This window comes from Candidatus Uabimicrobium amorphum, from assembly GCF_009002475.1.
In the GTDB taxonomy this organism is placed as follows: Bacteria; Planctomycetota; Uabimicrobiia; order Uabimicrobiales; family Uabimicrobiaceae; genus Uabimicrobium; species Uabimicrobium amorphum.
Map to the genome: position 1 here is coordinate 2780969 of NZ_AP019860.1, position 23723 is coordinate 2804691.

The following is a 23723-nucleotide window of genomic DNA, read 5'->3' on the forward strand; positions in this document are numbered from 1 at the left end:
ATTTCCCCCAGTTTTTTCTCAATTTACATCAACCAACTACGCAATAGTTGTGGCCATTCGTACAACGCAAACTCAATTAAATTGTTTTTGAATAAAAATACAATCAAAGTTGCCGAGGCCAAATAAGGTCCAAAAGGTAAATAGTGATCTTTAGTGACCATAATATTTATAATACCAAAAAAAGTGCCGATAAAACATGCAGAAAAGAATATTAAGAGGGCGCTATCCCATCCTAAAAATCCCCCGACAAAAGCCATCAGCATAACATCCCCAAATCCCATGGCTTCTTTACCGAAAATAATCTTACCAAAAACACCTGTCACATACAGGCTCCCGCCTCCCACCAATATTCCCAAAATAGACGAAAGCAATCCCCCGACATGTATATTGTCCACAACAACAATCTGCGGATGCAAGTACGGGAAAAAGAAGGAAACAATGGGGGCTAATACAATCCCTGGATGAGTCAATACCTGAGGGATAATTCGATAATCGATATCGATAAATGTAACGGCAATCATCGTCCCAATAAAATAATACGCGATTACCAGAGCGAATATTCTATGATGGAATGACAAATCGTAAAAGGGTGAATTCCCCAAAGGAGTCAAAAATAAATACTGCATAAAAAATAAGAATAGTGTTGAGCATAACATTTCGACAAATGTGTAGCGAAAGCTGATGGGATAACGACAATATTCACATGCTCCGCCTAGACATACCCAAGAAACAATAGGAATATTGCTATACCAAGATATTCCTTTTCCACAATGAGGGCATCGCGAACGAGGAGTGACTATAGATATGTGTTCTTTTGGAAGTCTATATATACAAACGTTGAGAAAACTTCCCACCATTGCGCCAAAAATACCACAAGTAATCATCACCAAAAGATACAAGGGTTTATACGATAATATAATATCTATGTACATATGTAGTTCCTAGGTAGTTTTCCAGGATTGTTTAATGCGGCAGTAGCCATCCGAATCTGCTCGTTTGGATACGTTTTTACCAACATGTTTTAGTACCCACATTCAAATCGCCATTCAAAGTCAAAAAAACTGCTCAGAAGCGGACTAGAGCAGGAGTAAATACTCTTCTCTCTGATAATTTTTAGCAAAACTAGCATGTATTTGCAAATTAAATGCAAAAAACCTCAATCGCCCACCGGAGTGTCTTCCACGACAACTTTATTGATTCGATAAAGATTGACCATGTTCACAAAAGCATGTGCAACAATAGCACTTGTTATACATCCATGATTTATTATTGTGAGGTATCCAAGTATAAACCCCATAATGGTAGCAAAAATTGGATAAAACAAAAACTGTTTATTTACGGGAAAGTGTAACATTCCGAAAAATAAACTTGTCCACACCAACCCAAACATGGGCTGCAAGGCTCCGCGGAACAATACTTCTTCACCAATCCCAGAACAAACGCCGATGATGACCATCTCTCGTAGAGTAAGATCTCCAATAACCTTTTTCAGTTCGACTTCTGTATTTTTCAACCACGCTAGAGAAGAACTTCCCCAAATACACAAAACAATTGTGACAAACGTCACAACAAGCCCCATGATAATTTGCGATAAGACAGGAATCGTTCCGAAAATATAAAATTTCGCAAAGCCCTGTGCCGCAAAGAGTTCGTAGTTATAATAAAAACATAGCCCTATGCCCAAAAATGCCATCAACGGATACACCACAAGACAAATGGAGGTAATAGAGACGGTTTTTTCAAAAATTTTATCATCACTCATAATATTTATTCTTTTGATAGAAGACAGTTGTTGTCTTGGACAAATGTTGTAAAAACGATATTACGCAAATGCACTCATGCATTCAAATACTTTTCGCGATAGGTGTTAAGTTGTTTACAACGAGCAAAGTTACTGATATAATTCACGGTGAACATAATATTTACATTTTTACAGACTCAATTCATAAAGGTGCAGTATGACTACGCCAAAAGATATTTTATTATTGAAAAAGTTATGGGAGCAGAGTCTTGTTAGCCATAATTTATTGGATGCTCCACTTAAAACATTTTGTAAAGAAATTATTGAAGGAAAACAAGTTTCTCTCGGGGAGGTTCTTGTTCGTTTAGGAGTTATTTCAGCAAAACAACTTCAAACATTAGAACAAGAAGGCCAACAATTACTTAGAGAAATAGCTCCACAACAATTTGCTTCCACATCTCTTAACATAAATGCCAGTCAGTGCACCAATTTACAAAAACTTGGCAGTAGTGCTTTAGGAAACACCTACCAAGGGTCTCATGAGGATTTACCGAACCAATGTACCATAAAATACATTGAAGGTATATTAGCAACAAATCGAAAGTTTCTCAAAAGATTCTTTTTACAGATTGAAAAACTTGTGGGTTTGTCACACGAAAATTTAGCTGTAACATATTACTCATCCTATGAGAAACTCGAAATTATCCGCGAACATGTTCCTGGAAATAATTTACAAGATTACATAGAAGAATCAGGGGCCTCTTTGAGCAGAGCGTGTGATATTATTATGCAAGCGGCAAAGGGTTTAAACTTTGCCTACCAACATGGAATTTTGCACAAAAACCTAAAACCAACCAACATTATTATTACTCCTGATGATGATGTCAAGGTCGTCGATTTTTGCCTACCGCCGACAAGCCCTGCTCATCTTTCTCCGGAGCAATGCCAAAAACAAAAATCCGATGTACGCTCCGACATTTATACTCTAGGACTGTTGTTTTACTATCTTCTAACCGACCACCCAGCGATCGAGGCAAACACGAGCAAAGAAATTATGGAGTCGATCATTTCTTGTAGTTTTGTAGAAAAAGATACGGAAAATCTCCCGACGAATGTTCTCGACATACTGCGTAAAATGACCGCGAAATTGCCACAAGAAAGATATGCGAGCTACAATGATCTAATTGCTGATTTAGAAAATAATGCTCCGCGACAAAGAATTCAACCGGCAGACATAGATAGTTTGATGCATACCGCAGAAATTGCTCTTAGCGTTGACGATAAACAAGAGTTATTTCTCAGCGACACAGTAGATGATATTCCAGAACCATATGAAGATCAAATGACACTGGAAGCCGAAGAAGTCGACGATTTTGATTCACATCACGACGACAAGGAAGATTCACTTACCGCAGTAGCTGTAGCAGAAGAAGACCACAAGGAAGAAATAAAAATCTCGCAACGGCCGCTCCCTAAATTCAATGTACAAGAAATCAAAAATAGTCCGGAAGTAAAAAGGTTCGACTTAGAAGACAAAGAACAGGAAGAAGAGCAGGAACAAGAACCACCAAAAGAAACGCCACAACCGGAAGAGCAGGAAGAAAATTCACAAGAAAATGAAAAAGGTTCTTTACTACAAAAACCAAATAAGTTAAAACCATATTTCTTGAAAAATCTACAAAAAAAAGCTGAAGAAGACCGTAAAAAAAATCAGTAATTATTTTCAAATTTATTCAACAAAAGCACTTATGTTTTTGTAGGACAATTAAATTATTGAAAATAAAATTTATTATGGAATAAAAACACTCATTGTAGCCACTTAAAATTTGACAGATAATAAATGAGCTTAAATAATAAAAAAAAAGCAGAATATCATAGATTGGTAGAAAAATACGCCAATGATCTTTACAAGTTTTCTTACAGGATGTGTGGTGATCCCGAAGCAGCGGAAGATATATTACAAGAGACATTCTATGAGGCCTGGCGATCGTTAGAATCGTTAAAGGACAAAAACAAAGTAAAGGCATGGCTATTTCAAATTCTACGATATCGATATGCTCACTGGGTAAGAGATAAAGTTCGACACTCAAAAGTAAACCTCTCTTTAGACCAGATAGAGAATTCATTGTCATTGCCTGACCCCGATATATTGAAATCGCTATCGAATAAAGAAATCTTACAAAAAGCTCTCAATGGACTTGACAATCGTTACAAAGAGCCATTTTTGCTTGTTTTCTTACAAAATTTTAGTTGTAAGGAGGCAGCCGAGCATTTAGGCGTTCCTCTGGGAACTGTATTATCGCGTATCCATCGTGCGCGAGTATTTTTACGTAAATCTGTCACTAAACTTATGGATCTAGAACAAAACGAAAGTTTATGAATGTCGGATGTTAAAAATATGAGGCAGAATTCAAAAAAACAAGAACTACGGCGTTTAATGGGGGAGGCGAATGTTCTTCCACCGAAAAATCGTCAACGCTCAAAAATTGAGTCAGCCATCACAGATGTTGATTGGGCACAAAAAGAGTGGAAACTCCTACAAAAAGAAAAGCACGTGCTACAAAAAACCGTGGGAGATGTTCAGATACCTGTAAATCTACAACAAAAGCTCATGCAAATCCCTCAACAAGTACCTACAAAACGTCGTTATGTATACGTAAAACTAACTGCGGCGGCGGCTGCTATTCTTGTTGTTTTAACATTCTTACTATTGCCTCAAAGAAATATAACGACAAAGGACTTAGTGTATGCCTCAGCGAAATGGCATATGCAACCAAACATGCTCGATATAGAAACGCAAAGTCGCGATGAACTACGCGAATACTTTGTAAACAAATCGGGTTTTGAACCTGTTTGGAAAAAAGTTGATGACCGTTTTTCCCTACAAGGAGGAAAAGTTCATACACTCTCGCAAAAGTCTGTTCTTTGTTCTTCGTGGCGTACAAGCATAGGAAGTTGTATTCTTGTACAATTCAAAGCCGAAGATTTCGATCTTCCCGACCAGTTAAAAAAAGAAGTGTGGGCAGCGGATCATCCGTTACACGGAAAATTTTTAGCGGAGGGAAATTGCCTATGTATTGTATGGATTAAAAATGGTTTTGGTCACGTATGGGTGGTAAAAGATTCCCCACAAGCACGCAATTTTTTTCGTTTGTAAAGACAAATCTAGATTCAGGGAAAAATTATGAAAAGATATACATGGGTACTGTTAATCGTTTTTATTTTGGGTTGTCAGCAAAATACCCAAAGCCAAAGCCAAAACAACAAAAACTATGTGAATCTAAAAACAGTTGCTGAACTTCAGGAATACCTCTCCTACAAAGAAGGGCAAACCGCAATCGTCAGTGCGCACCGTGGTGGCCCAATGCCTGGTTATCCAGAAAATGCGATAGAAACATTTGAAAACGCGTTGACATATGCCCCGTGCATTCTGGAACTAGACGTTAACAAAACTGCCGATGGTAAATTAGTTCTCATGCACGATGATACATTAGATCGTACAACGACAGGAACAGGCAAGGTGAATGAAGCAACGTGGGAACAACTACAAAAACTCCACCTGAAAGATTCCGAAGGCAAAGTCACCTCATTTAAAATTCCCACATTTGAAGACGTACTCAACTGGGGAAAAACCCGTGCCGTTATGTGCATCGATATAAAAAGAGGTATTGATCCACAAGAGATTGTCGATATGATTCACAAAACAAAGGCACAAAAGCACAGCATCATCATCGTGTACAATCGACCGATGTTGGTCAAATACCACAAACTAGATTCCTCTCTGTGTATATCCGCTTCCGCCAGTACGGTAGAGTCCGTAAAAGAAACTTTGGCCTTAGGTGTCCCCAGCAAAAACCTCATCATGTTTGTTGGTATAAGTGAGCCACAACCAGAGGTTTACAAGCTTCTTCATCAAAACGGCATAAAAGCCATACTTGGTACAATGCACAACTTAGATAACTCCGCATTAAAAAAAGGTGAAAAAGTTTATCAAAAGCTCATCGAAAATGGTGCAGACGTCCTAGCAACGGACAATGTTAAACTCGCAGCTTCCGCGATAAGTAAAATGAAATGAATATTACAATAACAGGCGTTTTTGAAGCTCTCAACCTTGTCACACAAAAACCAAATCACTACCGTGTCATCTCCATTGCCAGTAAAAAAAGTGTGACGCGTCTCATGATCGAAGACATGAAGCACGCCAAAGATCTTCTTATACTAGAATTTGACGATGCCAGTGCGAATGAATCCTCTGAATATGACGTAGCTTCTCCCCAACAATGTAAACAAGCTCTGGATTTTCTGAGCAAAGGGGGGGATTGTATTATACACTGTCATGCAGGAGTTAGTAGGTCCACAGGTCTCGCACTAGGCTACTTATTGACACTCTTCGACCACCATCGCGCCGTTGACCGCCTATTTGAACTTCGCCCCTGTGCGCAACCCAACAAACACGTGATCAAAATCATGTGCGATTTACTACACAAGCAGGAACTATACCCACTTATTATCGATTACATTTCTCAAAAGTGAGGCCATCATGAAGCCAGAAGAAATCACGATTATTGATGATAAATTTATCCGAGAATATAGTCTTAAACGCGGTTTAGTAGAGTCTTATATCGAAGTTCAAAAAGGTCTGGGGCGAAAGAAAAAAAATAAAAATTATGCAGCGGAACTTCTTGGCCTTCCAGTTAGCTTGACCTTCGCACTCGAAAATGTCGTAAGACTGCAAAAAGATCAAAGTCTCGACTCCATATCGTTTTTTAGTCTTTTGTATGGTTTATATCTTCCTCTTTGTGGGATGAACGAACAAAAAACCTTACAAACTTTTGGAATATATTGGAAAAGCCGTGTCGGAAATCACCAAGGTCTCATTAGCGAATTTCTTCACAAAGACTTAGGATTGTCTCTAGAGGAAAAAATCAACTTTTTGATGGGTGACCCTTTCTCCGGAAAAGCAGCACGCATGGGGCAAGACACTCTCATTAACATACTGGCCTCCATTCGCTTGGTTTCACATCAATTCCTGCGAGCACATTTGACCAAAATCGCTGATTTTGGTTTATTATTCACCGAAGAAGTCAGTAAGATAAAGTCTGACCCTCCTGTGACGGCAAAAGAAGTGATCGTGATTCTTCGTAACCTACCACGTCAAAAAACCAATCGCAAAAAACAAATCTTGCGCGATCTATTCGAAAGATGTGGAAGGCTAGAGCGTTACTTTCTAGCGCGTTTGATACTCAGACGCTTATACTTCGGTTACGAATATCGCAGCTCACTCATTCACACTGAGCTGGCAAAAAAATACAACATCAGCGAAGAAATCATTGGCAATAGTATTGCCCTTAGTGACATATTCAATGTCTGCGAAATATTGGAAAACAAAGGAGCCAAAGGACTAGAGAAACTCGTTCTAAAACCACTAAACCCTGTAAGCCCGGCGCTCGCAGGAACCGTGGAAGTCACTAAAAACTCCAAATTTCCCATGTGGGTAGAGTGTAAATACGACGGTATACGTCTGATGCTACATAAAGACACTAGTATCAACAGTCGCGTAAAATACGCCGCCTTCACCCGACGCAAAAACGACTGGATCAACCTAGTACCAGAATTAGAAAACTCGGCGAAATGGTTACAAGCGTACTCGTATATCCTAGACGGGGAGTTGCACGGTACTTATGTCGACTTAGAAAAAGGTGGATTGCGTCCAGCAAACGTATACGATGTTTACCGTCAACTCCAAGGAAACTATAGTCTTCCCATTAAATTGCAATACGTTGTTTTTGATATTCTATACCTAAATGGCAAAGATCTCACAAAAGAACCGTGGTACAAACGTCGTCAGTTATTAGAGAAGCTCATCATGCCCTCTTCCGGTTACCAAGTCAACGTTCCGATTATCGTTGCCGAAGGTTGGGAAGCGAAGAACTACAGCGAATTCAAGAAATGGTTCAAGAATTTTGAAAATCGCGGTTACGAAGGGGCAATGGCAAAGATCATAAAGGACAGCTACGCCCTGGGAAAACGCAACAACTCATGGCTCAAGAAAAAACCCGCCATCTACCTAGACTTAGCAGTAACAGGTGCACTGTGGAGTACCACAGACCGCGGCCCGAAGATATTCAGTACCTTTCTACTCTCCTGCCGGCACAAAAACGGCTACGAACAAGTCGCACGTACTGAAGGGCTTGCGTACCAACAAAACCACGAAATTCTGCAACGCATCACCTACGATGGTTTACTCACCGGAGAAAATGTCGAAATAAGAACCAGTACCGCCACACGCTACGGTTTTAAATTGATTCCATCGATTGTTGTCACCATACGCATTGATGGCGTGGTGAGAGATAACGAGGGGGTTTATTCTTTGCGTGATCCAAAAATAGTATGTGTAAGGCCTAGAGGTGACATGATCGCTGAAGATGTGAATACACGTGATGACATTGCCCAGCTATATGTAAAAACGCGTTTGAAGTAGAACAAACCAAGTATTTATTTCGCAAAACAACTATTCATTGTGAATACATATGGCATTTGATTTAATTTTTTAAGACAGCACTACCATTGAAAGCACAATATTTCACTGTAAATTTTTTATCACACTAGAAATCACTAATCTGTAAATCACTATGAAGAGAATATCTATCTGCGTACCAACATATAATCGTAAAAAACTACTGAAAAAAGCACTAGACAGTTGTCTAGCGCAAACACATCTTCCCCACGAAATCATTATTGGTGACGATTCAACTAACTTAGAAACCAAATTAATGGTTAAAAACCTACAACAAGAAGTACCAAATATAAATATTCGTTACTTCAAACATTCCTCTAATCTTGGACAACACAAAAACGCCATGTTCCTGATCCAAAAAGTCGAAGGTGAATACTTACTGATTCTACACGATGATGACGAACTAGAAAAAGAAGCCCTTGCAGACTACTTACGATGTTTTTCCAAATGTGACGACATTGTCGCTGTGTACGGCAAACAATACTTTATTGACGAACAAAATCTTCCCCACGGAAACTCTGAAGATCTAAATAAATTATTTTTTCGTGAAAAAAAATATGAAGGTCTTCAAGCTGACAGTCTGAAAATGGCGATTCTTCAACAATTTAACGGGTCATTTATGGTTCGAACAGATATTGTAACACAAATAAACTACAACGACCTCGGAGCGATTGGACAAGACGCCATAGACTTTTTTTTTGGTTTAGAAATGGCGAAATACGGAAAATTTTATTTTCTCAACAAATACACAGCAAAATACCGTGTAGGTAATGTTTCTGTTAGCAACAATAAAAAAAATAATGCTGGTTACAATGCATTCAAATACGTATTCGAAAATTTTAGAGGCAAACAGCCCGAGATAGAGATGTGGCTCACAAGAAAAAGTAATGTTGCCGTTATGCAAGCAATTAACCTCAAAGACAAAAAAAACGCCTTTAAATGGTATTTTTCCAAATACCACAAATCCAAAATTTTTACTCCTGGCGGTATAAAAAGACTCATCCTACTCTGTACACCCAATCTCAAAAGAAATTAAAGATAACTCATTGTTATTCAAAACATAACATGACCTAAATGCGATAAATTATGTTTGGTGTTCTCTGGAACTACAAAACAAAATGGTTTTGCAATTTTGACCGTAAGTGACAATTGTACAACACTTTGCACGACCAAGCTGTACAATTTCAACAGCAAGTTGAAGTAGTTTGATTTTAATAAAACAACCGCTTGCTGCTGGGCACGGTCATCCCTTGCTACGACAAGGGATCCAGGTGTTTACAAATTTATCTTCTGTTCGTAGATGCATAATCGCTGTCACGCATCACACACAAGGGTATACGCTGTTTCATAATAATTTAGTTACAACTGTAGTACTAGCTTCATCAATCGCAACTGGTGAGATCATTATCTACTTTCGTTAACGACGCACACTTCTGTTCATTTGCGATAGAAAGAATAAACTTTTTTCGTTCCTCTTCTGTCAGTCTAAGCTTTTCGACTATCTCATCCACTTTTTTTAAAGACAGCACTTTTTTACGTGACATCACTTTAGAAAGAAAACTGGCATCAATATCTAAAAACTTAGCAAAAGCGCGCAATGAGTACTGTGGATTTCTTGCAACTCGGTCTTGGAGTTCATTGCATAGATACTCAACGTAAAAAGGTATTTTTTGTCCCACGACACAAGCTCCTACACTGTGGAAAAATACGTCCACACTTTTTGATAATCATTTTGCAATCCCCACATCTGCAAAATATGATAAACATATCATACAAGTACCACAATGTATTCACAATAAAAACAAATTTTACGGAGGTCTATCATGGAAAAACTCGTAGTAATCACAGGGGCAAGCTCTGGAATTGGTGCTGCCACAGCAAAATTGTTTTCAGAAAAAGGTCACCCGCTATTGTTGTTAGCGAGAAGAATTGAGAAATTACGCGAGCTCGATTTACCTGATACCATATGTTCACAGGTGGATGTTACTGATCGTAAGGCTTTGCAAGAAGCTATCGACAAAGCCGAAGAAAAATATGGAACCACCGATTGTTTGGTAAACAACGCCGGAGTTATGTTGTTGGGATTGGCAAACAGCCAAGACCCGAAGGAATGGCAAAAAATGTTTGATGTCAATGTTCATGGTGTGCTCAATGGTATCCATTGCGTATTGCAAAAAATGATCAACTGCAATAGTGGTACAGTCATCAACATTAGCTCCATCGCCGGTCGCAAAACATTTCCCAACCATGCTGCGTACTGTGGAACCAAATTCGCTGTACATGCCATGACCGAAAATATTCGCGAAGAAGTGGCAGAACACAATGTTCGCGTAATCACTATTGCGCCGGGAGCGGTAGAAACTGAACTGCTGGGACATACAACATCTACAGAAATCAAAGATGGCTACGAAGACTGGAAAAAATCGATGGGTGGTGCGATCCAAAGTAGCGATATCGCCAATGCAATTTACTACGCCTACTCGCAACCGCAAAATGTATGTATCCGCGAAATTGTCCTTGCTGCCACAAAACAACAACCATAACATATCAGATACTCGTTCACGCTCGTGTCGATCGTTTAGGTACATCGGACATCACAGTCACGATGTTCCTAAGCGTGAACGGCGATGTCTTCATCTCGCAAAATCAGCAAATTTTCATTGTGCATCCGTACGACATGTGGTTTAATCTTTACAGAGAATTACCGCTGTTAGGATAGCAAATATGAACCCTCGAAGACAACAACTTGTCGAAGCCTACTACAAAAATAAAATAACTGATATAGAGATTTTAGTAGACAATTTCGCCAACCCACATGACATTGCCGCCATTACGCGAAGTGCGGATGGGCTTGGTATCAAAAAAATTTATTTGTACTACACCTATGCGCCATACCCATGTATGGTGAGCCAAGGTAAAAAGTCTAGTGCAAGTGCCAACAAATGGATTCTCTATGAGAGAGTCGAAGATCTCCAGCAGTTTTTTTCGCAAAAAAAAGACTGGAATTTTCTTGGCCTTGTACAGCAAAAAACTTCACAGTTTATTTGCGACTACGAATTCACCGAAAAAACGATTCTTGTTGTTCCGTCACCTGAGCAAGGTCTGTCTTCGGAGTTGGCTTGCGATCATTTTATTTCACCACCGTTTTTACACGACGCGTCGTATTCGACGTCAACTGCTGTTGCGATGTCGCTATATGAAATTTTCACACAACACGGCAAACACCTACAACCTTTAAGTTCTTTAGTTCCTAGGGGGAAACGTGGCTGATCATATAACTCAAGTTTTTATCGACAATGCATGGGACCCACGTAATCACAAAGCAATTCTCAATCTTTGTCTTGGCTTTGGTGTGGACAAAATATATTTATATCACTCCTACAACTATTACGAGCGCGAAACTTACGAAAAGATGGACGATATTGAGGTGGAGGACGTCACCGACTTAGCGCTTTTTCATCAACAAAAGAGTGAGGATGGTTTTCAATTTATCGCCGCGGACTTTGACGAAAATGCACAAAAAATTTGCGATTTTACCTTTCCGGAAAAAAGTATGGTCGTCTTTGGTGCGGAAAAACTGGGCATATCTCCTGAAGTCAAGGAACTTTGCGATCATATCATTTATATACCAATGGTAGGTTTGGTACAGAGCTTTAACATCTCCGTTTCTGTCGGAATTTTTTGCTACGAAATATTTAAACAAAGGAATAAATAATGGCGAAAAAACCAAAGAGGAAAAGAAATCTAAATAGAATTGTGCAAGAAATATGTGCTATTCTCATAGGTATTGGTATTGGTTTATACGGATACGAATCCAAAGCGGCTCTTGTTCCGATGAAATGGCAACTTGAGCGCAAGGTAGCAAAAGATATCCATCGCCAACAACAAACACAGCAAGTTTCTGGAGGCTCTGTATTTGACGCTTTCTCACAAATACCTGCGGTAAACAATTTTTGGAAAAAAACCGGTGCTGACCGCTATTTGTCCAATATTCAAAAATATAACACCGTAATGCAAAAATGGGGTCTTCGCGGTGATTTACAACAAAAAATGGATTCGTTGATGAAAAACGGGGTAGAAACCGTGCCTCGTAGGTGGACCACTCCCGAAAATAAGCCATTTTTTATTTTGGGTATTTTGTTAGTTTGCGTAGCACTTCTCACCAAAATTGCCATATATTCCGGAATGCTCAATCTAAATCGTCTAGGACAAAAGCGCGGTAAAAAGAAAAAAAAGCGCGCCAACATAAATGCCATTGCCAATGAAATTTCGACCTTTGGTTTAAGTGCGATTGGTGGTTTGTATTTAATGCCAGCGCTCGAAAACTTTATGCGCAATGAAAACGCCTCTTTTCCTTATCCGTGGGTAATTGCTGGTATATTTATCGCACTGGTACTTTTAAAAGTCGCTCTAAACAGTTCCCTTATTGACTTTAATGCGTGGAGACGCGGTGGCAAAATGGTCTCCAACCAACGCTTCCAAAAATTTAGTAAGACTTACAACTGGAACACCTTTGCTCATCAAGTCACAACAGCAATCCTTGGCATTTTCCTTGGGTTTTACGCCTACGAATCGAACCTGGCACTTTTACCGATGAAATGGCAAATGGATCGACAGGTAGGTCAGGAAGTGGCGGGAAATACCACAACGACGCCACAGAAAAAAGAGCCCGGTTTTTTTGACAATGTGTGGAAAACCGTACGCAAGGTCGCACCAATAGTACGCGATACAGACTTCTGGAAAAAATCAGGAGCAGAGCGCTATGCTCAATACGCGCAAAAATACGATAGTGCTCTCGAAAGATCCGGTGTAAAAGGTTACTTAAAGACAAAAGTCAAACGCTTAGCAAGCGGTGGGGTCGACTATGTCCCTGACCGTTGGACACAAAAAGGAAATCTACCGTTCTTACTTGCGGCCCTGATTATCACAGTGTTGAGTTTTCTCATTAAGTGGTGTTTGTACTTACACATTATTGACTTTAACGATTGGATCAAACGCCGTAAACTCGTACGCAAGAACAAAAAGAAACCACCGGTCAATTGGAATGCCATTGTTCAAGAAACGGCTTCCATTATTTTAGGTGTCATGCTAGGGATCTACACCGAACCATTTCTCGACTACCTCGCGGGAGAACCAAACGTGACGTATCCATACCCCAGTGCGGGACCTATTATCGTTATCGTATGTGTGGCAATTAAAGTAGCTTTACATACAAAAATGATCAATTTCAATAAAAAGCGTGTCGCTAAAAAAGCGCCTGTAGTTAAAAAAGCCCCGGTTAAAAGAAAAAGAAGAAGGTAAAAATGCAAATTCTATTTGTGGTCGCCTTGCAATCTGAAGCCACAACACTCATCAAATTTTATAAACTCAAGCTCTACAGCGAAACGCCTTTTAAAATATACCGCAATGAAGATACTTGGCTGATTGTTTCAGGAATTGGACGTATCAATTGTGCCGCGGCAACAGCTTACTTACAATGTACTGCGCAAAATGAACAATACCAATTGTGGATCAATGTGGGAATTGCCGGACACAAAGATTTGGAGCTAGGGCAGGCCATCGTCGCCCACAAAATCGTTGACGCCAATACACAAAAAAAGTGGTACCCTCCCATACTCGTAAATCTTCCGGTGCAAACGGCGACTGTCATCACTGTGGATGTTCCCGAAACAAATTACCCCACTGCAAGTGCTTACGAAATGGAAGCTTCTAGCTTCTATGAGATTGCGACCAAGTTCGCCACCAGCGAGTTTGTGCATTGTTTCAAAGTCATTTCCGACAATGAAGAGCAACACATACAGAACATTACACGGCAAAAAGTACAGCAACTCATCGAGCAAAATATGCCCCACATCGATAACATTTGTTCGCAATTACAGCAAGTGGCAAAATCACTACCGCCCAAGATTCCCCAAGAGTGGCAAGATATTCTTCAACAGTGGAAATTTACAGCCGCCGGGCAGAAACGTCTGCGTAATTTACTACAAAAATGGCAAACACTAAATCCAGAGAATAAACTACTAAACGATGAAATGCGTGAACAGTGTTCTCACATGAAACAAGTCCTACAATTTATCGAAAAAAAAGTCCAATGTGCCTCTCGCGAGATGAGCTTATAATATCCCGTTAATCCTGTCAAAATTGAGTGAAAGTATGATTGATACAATATACATAGAAGAAGAGATTAAAGAACACGCACGTACCCAAGAGATTTGCCAAAGATTTCCCAAGGCGCGTATTGTTTTCTGTGAACGTTATGGTGAGGTTTTCAACCGCAAGGTACAAAACTTTCGTTTACAAAAACAAAAACCTGCTCTTATTTTAGCCAAAAAATTTCAGCATTTTGTACTGGAAGCTCCGGAAGGTTATGGAATTGGTGCAAAGAAGAATTTCTACTTCTCTCATATGATGAATTGTATTTATGATTGTCGTTATTGTTTCTTACAGGGAATGTATCGTTCTGCTCACTATCTTTTGTTTATTAATTTTGAGGACTTCGCCGCATCTATAGAACAAATTCGCAAGGAACACCCCACACAACAGGTACACTTTTTTTCCGGTTACGATTGCGATAGTCTTGCACTTGATCAGGTAACAAAATTTAGTGAGTACTTTGTTCCGCTGTTTCCTCGTTCGCAAAACGCATGGTTGGAGTTACGCACAAAAAGTGTGAATGTGAAACCACTGCTTGCCATGCGCGACCACAATTGTATCGCAGCATTCAGTTTTACTCCACAAGTCATTAGCGAAAAAATAGAAGACAAAGTTCCCAGTGTCAGTGCACGCCTTTCAGCGATCGAAAAGCTGCAACAATGTGGATGGAACATCGGCTTGCGTTTTGACCCACTCATTTATCATCGAGAATACCGCGAAAATTACCAAAAATTATTTGCACAGATTTTTGCTAAGATAGATTTAGATTGTCTACACTCGGTAAGTTTAGGTCAATTTCGACTTCCGAAAACGATGTTTAATAACATTCACAAACTCTACCCTGATGAAAAACTTTTTGCAGGACCACTTGTGGAAAAAAGTGGCATGGTCTCTTATGAAGGCGAATTAGGAGAAGAAATGTTTGACTTTTGCACCACCGAACTTTTGAAGTACATAGACAAAAACGTTTTCTTTCCTTGTGTATACGAGTAGCGAACTAGCCTTTGTAATTTTTCATCCATTTTAGCGCAACGTCGAAGGAACTCGCTGGTAAATTGGCGTAGCTTTTTAAACCAAAATGTTTGTTAAATTTCGACCAAACGCTAACAGCATGTTTCTTTTTTTTCTTGAGCTCAATCTTCAACAGGAGAACTTGTTCTTCGGAGATTTTTTGTTGTTTGTTATTCGGTCGCAAAGAATTTTCCAGTGCTTGTAGTCTCTGTTCCTGCAACTCAACGCGCTCATCTATTCTTTTTACCATTTCTTTTGTGCGTTCAATTTCGTTTACCGCAGCTGTAACCAAATTTGCCTGGCATATGAGTTGCTCTGCATTCTTTGCCAATTGCGATGCTTGTTGCGTAAGTTGGTGTGCCATCTGCCCCAGCAGTCTTCGGTGTTGTTGTTCGTTGTTTAGGGTTCTATTTTCAGAATTCAACAAATATGAACGTACTTTTTTGGCCACTTCAGAATCGCGTAGTAACATGCCTATTCTTAGAACCGCACGTCTTGAGAACAATGCAATAGAACGTGTTTTGGAGTGTAGAGGTTTTATTTTCTTTTCAATATCTGTACCGAACATTTTGCGAAACTTCGGGGCTCGGAGGTCTTTTTTTTGTATGATTTTATAGCCATCCATAATCACTTCGTTTTTGTTGCGCAACACCACACTTTTCACAGTGGGCACAGCCACATCATAGAACTTGGCGATGTATTCTGTGGTCGTCCAACCATTTTCGGTAAAACTCTCTAGTTTACCTACCTCATTCAACACACATGTGTTCTGATCTGTACAAAGTTTTTTGCGAAAAGTTTCGCTTTCAAGCAATAAATATTCGTTCATTTTTCCCAACCTCTATTTTGCAGGATGCATAGTGCATCTTGCAAAAGTCCATGATACAAAACAAGATACAAAACATTATTATTTTACAATTTATACCTTTCACTCCATTATACGGAAAACTTACGGCAAGTCAAGCGGAATAATATTTTTTTTCCGAAAAACAATCAAACTTAACTTTTTCGCGGCGATCTCATATAATAATTAATGGGCGTTGTTATCGGTGTTGGTTTATTTATTCGGTATTGGTATTCGTTTCGGTGGCATTTGTTTGGTTTAGCACTTCCATGTTGGTGCCCTCACCTTCGAATTAGTGGTTGGTATTTGTTTGGTTTAGCACTTCTATGTTGGTGCCCTCACCTTCGAATTACAGGTTTTCGCTACGCTGAAAACCCTAATTCTCATGCCTCTCCCACGGGAGAGGCTTCAGTCATCTATTTTTGTTCTTTTTGTGTTTGGTTTGCGGTCCATTTTTTTTGGACTCCGGTTTTGGATTTATGGTTTGTGGTTTTGGTTTGTGGTTTTGGTTTGTGGTTTTGGTTTGTGGTTACTGGAGCAACTTTACTTTTAACGAGAGAAACAAATGAAAAAAATTATCTGCTGTTTTGTCATTGCCTTGAATGTACTTATAGCGCAAAGAAGCTATCTCAACGAACTTTATCAAAAAATAAGACCTAGTATTGTTGCTGTGGATGTTGATGTTCCTGAGGAAATACGGAAAGAAGGCATTCTCAAACGAGGTATCTATTACGGAACCGGTTTTGTTATAGGTAAAAACTTGGTGTTAACCACGCGTAAGGTAATGCAGGACAAATTATCCGCCCGTTGTATTTGTTACGACAACCGCATCATAAAAGCACAGGTGGTGGCTTACGACGAGCACAGTCCCCTGACGCTTCTGAAGATAAATTATCCGCAACTTCCCGCTTTAGAACTCAGCGAAGAATATGCAGTGGGTGATTTAGTTGTATCCGTCGGTAATACATATGGAAGTATTGCCAAAGTCAGTGAATTTAGTGTCAGTTATGGTATGGTAAGTGGTATTTACGACTTTGAACGCTGGGGAATTGTCTTACGCGACATTATGGAAACAGACTGTGCCATTAATCCTGGTATATACGGTGGACCTATTATCAATATGCATGGCAAAATTGTCGCAACTTGCTTTTCAGGATACGCGCAAGATCGCCACAAAGGTTTGGGTATTCCCAGTCCCACCATCAATAATTTTTTACAGCGCTACTATGCCAACAAAATTGCACTTCCCGACGAGTTCTTCTTTTTACAAACTTTTCCTGTGTACCTTGGAGTGGAATTGGCCCTGGAAAACCGTCGACCAAAAATCGTTGCTATTGAGCCTGAAAGTCCGGCAGAAGAAGGTCTATTAGTGGGAGATAAAATTTTACAAATAAATGATTTCGAAATAACTTCTATCGAGAAGTTTCGCAAAATCATCCAAACATACTTCCCAGGCCAAAAAGTTTCACTAACTATCCGCAGAAAAAAAATGATAATTGTCGTTCCTGTTGCATTGACAGCTAGATTCATGAGATAAACATTCTCCAACTTCCAAGGTTCGAGCGACAAAAATCCCTTTTTTTCCAGAAGGGAAATCCGAATCGTTTTCGATCGTGAACTAAGTGCAATTCACATTGTTTGATTTATCATTTTACTTGACATAGTAGAGCAAAGAAAATATATTTTACGTATCAGCAAGAGCCAGAGCACAAGCTCTACAAATTACAACTTCCTTCAAAAACTTTGTTAACTAAATTTATTGACCCTAAACAAAGTTAATGATTCATTATCAAATGCTGGTCATCCTTAAGGATCACTGGTATGGTAACATTGTCAGTTACATCACATACGTATCTCCATATTTTGAGTGTAATATGCTAGATTTATTGTACATCGGAAGTATTGAATATTGGTTTGAACATTACAAATGGGGTATGCTATTTGCTGCTTTTTTTGTTTTTATCGTTTACCTAAACAAAATCCATAGCAAGAATATTAACAAAGCAGAGAATAAAAACACGGGACATTTGAATGTTAAACCCAAATCCATAGGAGAAGCTTTACTTCTCCATCAGCAACAAACTATGTCAGAGATCCATCAAAAAAACCAAGATTTGAATCTAAAACGCAATGATAAAGTTCGCAAGTTTCGCTTTTCAACACAACAACTACATCGTTTAAAGGAAAAGCCTTCTAGAGAAGAAGAAACGGTTGTTGATGATAGAGAGATAGAAATCTCGTTTAGATTACTTACTGATTTTGATGTAATGTTGCCTAAAATAAAGGGTACATATGATGATTTCCTGGAATCGATAGAAAAATTTTGTGGCATTTTTGCTGAAACAAAGCAGATAAGTCTAGAAAACATACAAAATTTATTACATCAAAAAAAATACCGCGACATCATTGTCTTGATCCAAGAGTGTATAGAAAAACATGAGCAACCTCTCGTATTGAAAAAAAGTAAATTTTTCAAGTGGTTGCAATATGGTGGCTTTCTAGAAATAGCTGAAGAGGATGGATCATCGTTTGTCATTGATTATCATAATATCCAGTTATGTGAAGAGATTAATCAACTCATTCAAGAACTACTGGTAAAAAATTACTGTCGTGCCCATGGATGTCAATTTGACAGCGTTGACGAATTAATAGAAGAAGTTGCCCTAGAAAAATTACAAGAAATCAAGTTCGTCACAACATACTCGGGTATAGGAAGTGACATATCAGAACTTCTTGTAGAAGATTTCATGCGTATGCTGAATTCAAAAAAGAAAAGTTCTTCGATAAAATATCGATCTCTCAGGGTCATTTTTGGAAACGACAACCAAGATTTTTACAAAGTTGGTGAACTTGTCTGGGCCGCAATTTCAGACATCCAAAGACTACATCAAAACTTGTTGGAAAAGATTGCCATGAGTACAGCAGAAATCCAACAACTTATCGTATCGAAAAATACTGCGTTAGCCGATAGTAGTTTTACAGCTCCGAGACCAACATATACCGACCAGCAAGTAGAAGAAGAGAAAATATTACGTTCCACGGTACTGATGATTGTAGATTTTTTAAATTGGTACCCACAAGACGAAAGCGCAATATCAGAAGCAGATCATGAGCTAATCAACTATTTTGACAAGTTGCTATACTCGCGAAAATCGCGCTTTGCTATCGTCTGCGACAAAAACAAAAACGGTGCAGCCAAAACTTTTGCAAAACATCTTAAAGTAGTAAGTAAACAACTAGAATACACAGACAAAATTGTAAAGAAAATTACGCTAGAAAAACTAGTTGGCATGGACATAAAAATTGCTGTACCACGGCAATGTGAGGATTATTTTCCTGTAAAGGGAAGCATTATAAATGTATTCAACGAAGAAACAGACTTCGGGAATATCATAAAATTTGAAGTAGCTGAAAAAAATCAGTTAACAAGTTCCATCATATTTACAGGAAAAAATGTGGATTTTATCTATTAGTCCGTCATACACGGACAGCATACATTAGAAATAATTGCGAGGGGTTTGTAGATGCTATCTGATGAATATATACTAGAACAAGCGATTTCACGAAAATGGATTACGCAAGAGCAAATAGATTTATGTTCCATAGAAAAAAGTAAAGATCAGAGTATCTTAGATGTTTTAGTAGCAAAAGACTTTTTATCCAAAGAACAAGTGGACAAATTGACCTGGGAAGAGCTTGACGACGATGATTGCTTTTTATCCTCAGACTTAAAATTAAAAGTAATGAGTGTTGACGACCTAGATGCAGATATGGCCAAAGAGGGAAAAAGCCAAAATGATCCCATTGAGGAAATGGAAGCAGCAGATCCACTATTCAACGAATCAAGCAATGAAATCAAAGCCGATGATGCCCTATTAGTTGGTGAAGGTTCTGCTTTGGCAGCACATGCTGTCATTGGCGAAGACTCTAGTTTTGAAGAACCTGTTTTTGGCGAAAGTTCCACCTTTGTCAAGTCGGCAACTTTTGCCGAAGAAGTGTTGCAATCTAAAGATAGAATAGATGCTGTAGATCAAGAAATGCGTAAATCTTCTGCCCCCGACGAAGAAATCCTAGAATTTGACAATGATTTTCTCGAAAGCAATTTTGAAAACCCTGCTTTTAGAGCTCCTGACCCTGATATTGCAGAAGTTGAGGCCTCTAAAGAACTTGATGCTTTACGCTCTGACAGTGCAGAGTTTACAATATCAGGAAATGTTGTACTACCAGACTTAACAGACAAAACCTTCAAAAAACCTTCTAGTCCATTGAAAAAACCTTCGAAGAAGGCTAGCCCTGCGAAAATTAGCCCTGCGAAAAGCAGCCCTGCGAAAAGTAGCCCTGCGAAAAGCAGCCCTGCGAAAAGTAGCCCTGCGAAAAGTAGCCCTGCGAAAAGCAGTTCGCAAGGTTCATCGGGTAGAAGTGACAAAGTACACAAAATAAAATCTCAGTACTCAAAGCCTTCCCAAGGTAAATCGATGAGTACTCCGTTTGGTAAAGCGGCTATTCTGTTAAAAATGGCAACAGAAGAACAAGTAAACGATGCTTTGCTCAGTCAAGTAACAGACTGCAAAGGCAAAAAAATCGGTAAAATCATGGCCGAAAAAGGCTATTTAACCAATGAGCAAATAAAAACAATACTTGGTCGTCAAAAAACATCGACAATGATTTGTCCTGTATGCGAAAAAAGGTATCAAATTGTTTTATTTCAAGCAGGCCGTAGCTACCGTTGTAAGAGCTCAAAATGTGCAAAAAAGCCCGAGCTACTAGAGTTGAGAAAATACCTGAAGAAACGCAAAAAAAGCATCGATATATCCGAGGTTCCAAAAGACGTAGAAGTCATGGGTCTTACTGGAGAAATTTCCCTCAAAAAGAAAAAGCCAAAACAAGATCCGATGGAAGCTTCCCAAGAAGAACTCATCACCAACACACCTGATCTTCTGAAAGAAGTCGGTATAAAAAGTGACGAAGTTGTCGCCAATATAGAGATTGAGGAAAGCAAATCCTCTTCTGGCTTTTTTGTATTCTTTATGATTTTAGTTGTTTTGGGTGGGTCAGGATACATTGCTCATGAAATGGGACTTCTCAATAAGTTTATTGACAAATATCTAAAAGAGTATTTTCCCAAAAGCGAAAGCGTAAGCCAAAAAATAGAGAGTGAATACAAAGCGATTCTTTCGACAAATTTCCGTATAAGTGATGAAAAAGAAGTGGCACAGAGAATTGCCAATTTCCAAAATTTTCAAAAACAGTATCCACAAAACCCATACAAAAAAGAAATAGAACAAGAGTTACAAACTTTACAGCAGATTTTAACAAAATTCAGTTCTGTTTCCGCTTTCGAAAGTTTAGAAACAAAAATCAATGCTGATATTTTAAAAGAGAAATTTAATCGTGCTTTATCGACTTTACGCAACTTCAAAGATGAAAATCCAAGCTATTCTCCAGAAAAGATATCCGAACTCACCAAATTAATAAAACAAAAGAGTAAAGAGAAACTCGTTATTGTGCTGAATAACTTTGATGAGTTGGTGGCGAAAAAACAATATGAGGCGGCGAAAAATCTGCTTTTAGAAAACAAAGCCGGCCAACTACTGGGTAATCTCGAAACGATCAATAGCAAACTCAATTCCGTAATCCGTTTACAGCAACAAATACAATGGCTAGATAAAGCGCAACAAATTGCAAAAGAAACCTATCCTTTACTGCGTAGTCGCAGGTACAGTAAAGCAAAAAGTGTTATTGATAATCTAGCAGGTGACAGTCCACAACTTCAGTCATGGAGTGAAGACATTGCAAAATTACCCACCGTCAGTACTCATTTTGCAAAAGGATTACAAAAACTAAAAGGAAAAAGCACCACCTTTTACTTCGACATCAAAACCGCAACAAAGAAAATAAAAACCAAAATCACCACTGTTGATTATGGCAAATGGCAAGTTACATTTGGTAAGAGTAAAAGATCTCTTAGTTCTTTAAGCCATGGAATGGTGTCGAGAATTATTCGTTTTGCTTCAAAAAAACACAGTAGTTACCATATTGCGCTTTTCTGTTCCACTTGGAAAGACAAGCTCATCATAAAAAACGTAGAAACCACGCAAAAGGAAATACTCGCTCTTTATGTATTTGAAAACTACAAATACAATATAAAAAACCGTAAGCTAAATGAAATGCTCAATTCTTTAAAGACCATCAACTCGGTCAAAGATACACAAGTGTATTCTATGCAAAAAGAGAGCTTGGCTTCTGCGCTGAAAAATCTAGCGAAAAAATCAAAATTAAAGAGTAAACTATACGGTATTATTAAAAAATATTTTTCGGATACCAAAGTCGCCAAAGAGCTATAAAAATGAGTTTAAAAACCAAATACATATCTCTATTTTTCGTATTTGCCACAATGGTTTACGCAGATACGAAAATAGAACTAAAGTTTAGTACCGACAAGGGATTAATACACAGTGCAAATGCGCTGTATGAAAATTCATGGGAAATCCAAAAAAAAAATAAAACTCTTACGACACAAGCTGCCGCGAAGTACATAAAATTTTATAATGTTTCCATCGTAAAACGCGGTGGTGCCACATTGGAAATTTTTACATTACCTTCCACGGCAAATAGTTTGTCGTGGAAAATACCAAACACTACCAAAAATGAAATTTTAATCGTTACCGTGACGGCTGTCCCAAAACGCAAAGCATTTCCACGCATCCGTGGAAAAACTCATTTTTATGTGGTGCCCAATCCACCTAGTCTAAAACTGCCCAAAGATTTTTCGCAAAGTCTGGTCGTTCTCATGGATTGGAATGGGAAAAGAGGCTTTTGCAAAAAACTTGCCCCGCTCAAAGCCTTGGAGTATGCACAAGCAACATGCAAATATATTCGTCAAAATTACAATGGTGACGACTATGGTCAGTACCTGGAGGTCATCACAAAAGTCGAAACGGCATCTGTTGCGTATACAACAATTTACTGTGAAACAAAAAGAGCTCGCGTTAACATTGACGGTCACAACATAGGTTTTTTCGAAAACTGGGACGCGAAAAGACGTATGTATTCTTTGCGTTTCTTACTTCCAGTACGCGCGCAAAAGACATACAAAATTTCGGTAGCAAAGGGAGAATATACTTACACTGGTTCTTTCATACACGCTAAATCCAGCGAGTTAGTAGTAAATCTCAGCAAAAAGGTAAGTGTGGTTATATCTTGCAAACAACCATTTAAAATAAAAACCCCGCGTATTCGTACGGAGTTGGGAAACAAACACCAAATTTATGTGCACCAAGAAAAAGTTACTAGTATCTCGTTACAGTTTTCCAATGTAACACTACGCATTGATTTTATTGCTAAAGATAACAACAGATGGCTTATTGAAAAAAACCAACAGTATTTTTCCTTAAATATTGACGGCAAAAGCTATCCATTTATAAATAACAAAGTAAGTTTATTAGATTTTTGAGGAG

General features: G+C 38.7%; 21 protein-coding genes. 17 read left to right on the forward strand and 4 right to left on the reverse strand.

The window, feature by feature from the left end:
• Positions 1-23: 23 nt before the first annotated feature.
• Both UABAM_RS09860 and UABAM_RS09865 read right to left on the reverse strand, forming a co-directional pair.
• Complete coding sequence (locus UABAM_RS09860; RefSeq protein ID WP_151967835.1) at positions 24-932, reverse strand: prepilin peptidase; 909 nt, start codon at positions 930-932, stop codon at positions 24-26.
• A 224-nt stretch (positions 933-1156) separates the two neighbouring features.
• Positions 1157-1762 (reverse strand): CPBP family intramembrane glutamic endopeptidase, encoded by a 606-nt coding sequence (locus UABAM_RS09865; RefSeq protein ID WP_151967836.1) that lies wholly within the window; start codon positions 1760-1762, stop codon positions 1157-1159.
• A 196-nt stretch (positions 1763-1958) separates the two neighbouring features.
• Between UABAM_RS09865 and UABAM_RS09870 the strand changes: the two genes are divergently transcribed.
• The 7 genes from UABAM_RS09870 (at position 1959) to UABAM_RS09900 (ending at position 9294) form a co-directional block, all read left to right on the forward strand.
• Positions 1959-3458, forward strand: coding sequence for a serine/threonine protein kinase (locus UABAM_RS09870; RefSeq protein ID WP_151967837.1), 1500 nt, complete (start codon positions 1959-1961; stop codon positions 3456-3458).
• 123 nt (positions 3459-3581) lie between these two features.
• Positions 3582-4121: an RNA polymerase sigma factor gene (locus tag UABAM_RS09875; RefSeq protein ID WP_151967838.1), complete on the forward strand. Its 540-nt coding sequence runs from the start codon at positions 3582-3584 to the stop codon at positions 4119-4121.
• Positions 4122-4139: 18 nt separating this feature from the next.
• Positions 4140-4898, forward strand: a complete 759-nt coding sequence (locus tag UABAM_RS09880; protein ID WP_151967839.1) for a hypothetical protein — start codon at positions 4140-4142, stop codon at positions 4896-4898.
• Between the two features lie 27 nt (positions 4899-4925).
• Positions 4926-5816, forward strand: coding sequence for a glycerophosphodiester phosphodiesterase family protein (locus UABAM_RS09885; RefSeq protein WP_151967840.1), 891 nt, complete (start codon positions 4926-4928; stop codon positions 5814-5816).
• Positions 5813-6274, forward strand: a complete 462-nt coding sequence (locus tag UABAM_RS09890; RefSeq protein ID WP_151967841.1) for a dual specificity protein phosphatase family protein — start codon at positions 5813-5815, stop codon at positions 6272-6274. Before UABAM_RS09885 ends, UABAM_RS09890 begins: the two co-directional genes overlap by 4 nt.
• A 7-nt stretch (positions 6275-6281) precedes the next feature.
• Positions 6282-8222: an ATP-dependent DNA ligase gene (locus UABAM_RS09895; protein ID WP_151967842.1), complete on the forward strand. Its 1941-nt coding sequence runs from the start codon at positions 6282-6284 to the stop codon at positions 8220-8222.
• A gap of 151 nt (positions 8223-8373) precedes the next feature.
• Entirely contained in the window at positions 8374-9294 is a 921-nt protein-coding gene (locus tag UABAM_RS09900) for a glycosyltransferase family 2 protein (RefSeq protein ID WP_151967843.1), read from the forward strand.
• Between the two features lie 346 nt (positions 9295-9640).
• On the opposite strand, the gene UABAM_RS09905 is transcribed toward UABAM_RS09900, so the two are convergent.
• A complete protein-coding gene (locus UABAM_RS09905; RefSeq protein ID WP_151967844.1) occupies positions 9641-9937 on the reverse strand; it encodes a hypothetical protein in 297 nt (98 codons plus the stop codon).
• A gap of 144 nt (positions 9938-10081) precedes the next feature.
• On the opposite strand from UABAM_RS09905, the gene UABAM_RS09910 reads away from it, so the two are divergent.
• The 6 genes from UABAM_RS09910 (at position 10082) to UABAM_RS09935 (ending at position 15404) form a co-directional block, all read left to right on the forward strand.
• Positions 10082-10801, forward strand: a complete 720-nt coding sequence (locus tag UABAM_RS09910; protein ID WP_151967845.1) for an SDR family oxidoreductase — start codon at positions 10082-10084, stop codon at positions 10799-10801.
• A 181-nt stretch (positions 10802-10982) separates the two neighbouring features.
• On the forward strand, positions 10983-11528 hold the full coding sequence (locus tag UABAM_RS09915) for a TrmH family RNA methyltransferase (RefSeq protein WP_151967846.1): 546 nt from the start codon (positions 10983-10985) through the stop codon (positions 11526-11528).
• Positions 11521-11973 carry a TrmH family RNA methyltransferase gene (locus UABAM_RS09920; protein ID WP_151967847.1) on the forward strand — a complete coding sequence of 151 codons (453 nt, stop codon included), beginning with the start codon at positions 11521-11523 and terminating at the stop codon, positions 11971-11973. Before UABAM_RS09915 ends, UABAM_RS09920 begins: the two co-directional genes overlap by 8 nt.
• The gene (locus tag UABAM_RS09925; RefSeq protein WP_151967848.1) at positions 11973-13559 is read left to right on the forward strand and encodes a hypothetical protein; all 1587 of its coding nucleotides are present in this window, start codon (positions 11973-11975) and stop codon (positions 13557-13559) included. Before UABAM_RS09920 ends, UABAM_RS09925 begins: the two co-directional genes overlap by 1 nt.
• Before the next feature lie 2 nt (positions 13560-13561).
• Complete coding sequence (locus UABAM_RS09930; protein WP_151967849.1) at positions 13562-14377, forward strand: hypothetical protein; 816 nt, start codon at positions 13562-13564, stop codon at positions 14375-14377.
• 34 nt (positions 14378-14411) lie between these two features.
• Complete coding sequence (locus UABAM_RS09935; protein WP_151967850.1) at positions 14412-15404, forward strand: SPL family radical SAM protein; 993 nt, start codon at positions 14412-14414, stop codon at positions 15402-15404.
• 4 nt (positions 15405-15408) lie between these two features.
• On the opposite strand, the gene UABAM_RS09940 is transcribed toward UABAM_RS09935, so the two are convergent.
• On the reverse strand, positions 15409-16251 hold the full coding sequence (locus UABAM_RS09940) for a hypothetical protein (RefSeq protein WP_151967851.1): 843 nt from the start codon (positions 16249-16251) through the stop codon (positions 15409-15411).
• Between the two features lie 580 nt (positions 16252-16831).
• Here UABAM_RS09940 and UABAM_RS09945 point away from each other — a divergent pair.
• From UABAM_RS09945 to UABAM_RS09960, 4 genes are all read left to right on the forward strand, one after another.
• Positions 16832-17803, forward strand: a complete 972-nt coding sequence (locus UABAM_RS09945) for a S1C family serine protease (protein ID WP_151967852.1) — start codon at positions 16832-16834, stop codon at positions 17801-17803.
• Positions 17804-18140: 337 nt separating this feature from the next.
• Complete coding sequence (locus UABAM_RS09950) at positions 18141-19739, forward strand: hypothetical protein (protein WP_151967853.1); 1599 nt, start codon at positions 18141-18143, stop codon at positions 19737-19739.
• A 51-nt stretch (positions 19740-19790) separates the two neighbouring features.
• Positions 19791-22610, forward strand: a complete 2820-nt coding sequence (locus UABAM_RS34330; protein ID WP_229759380.1) for a GumC domain-containing protein — start codon at positions 19791-19793, stop codon at positions 22608-22610.
• Positions 22611-22612: 2 nt separating this feature from the next.
• The gene (locus UABAM_RS09960) at positions 22613-23719 is read left to right on the forward strand and encodes a hypothetical protein (RefSeq protein WP_151967854.1); all 1107 of its coding nucleotides are present in this window, start codon (positions 22613-22615) and stop codon (positions 23717-23719) included.
• Positions 23720-23723: the final 4 nt, after the last annotated feature.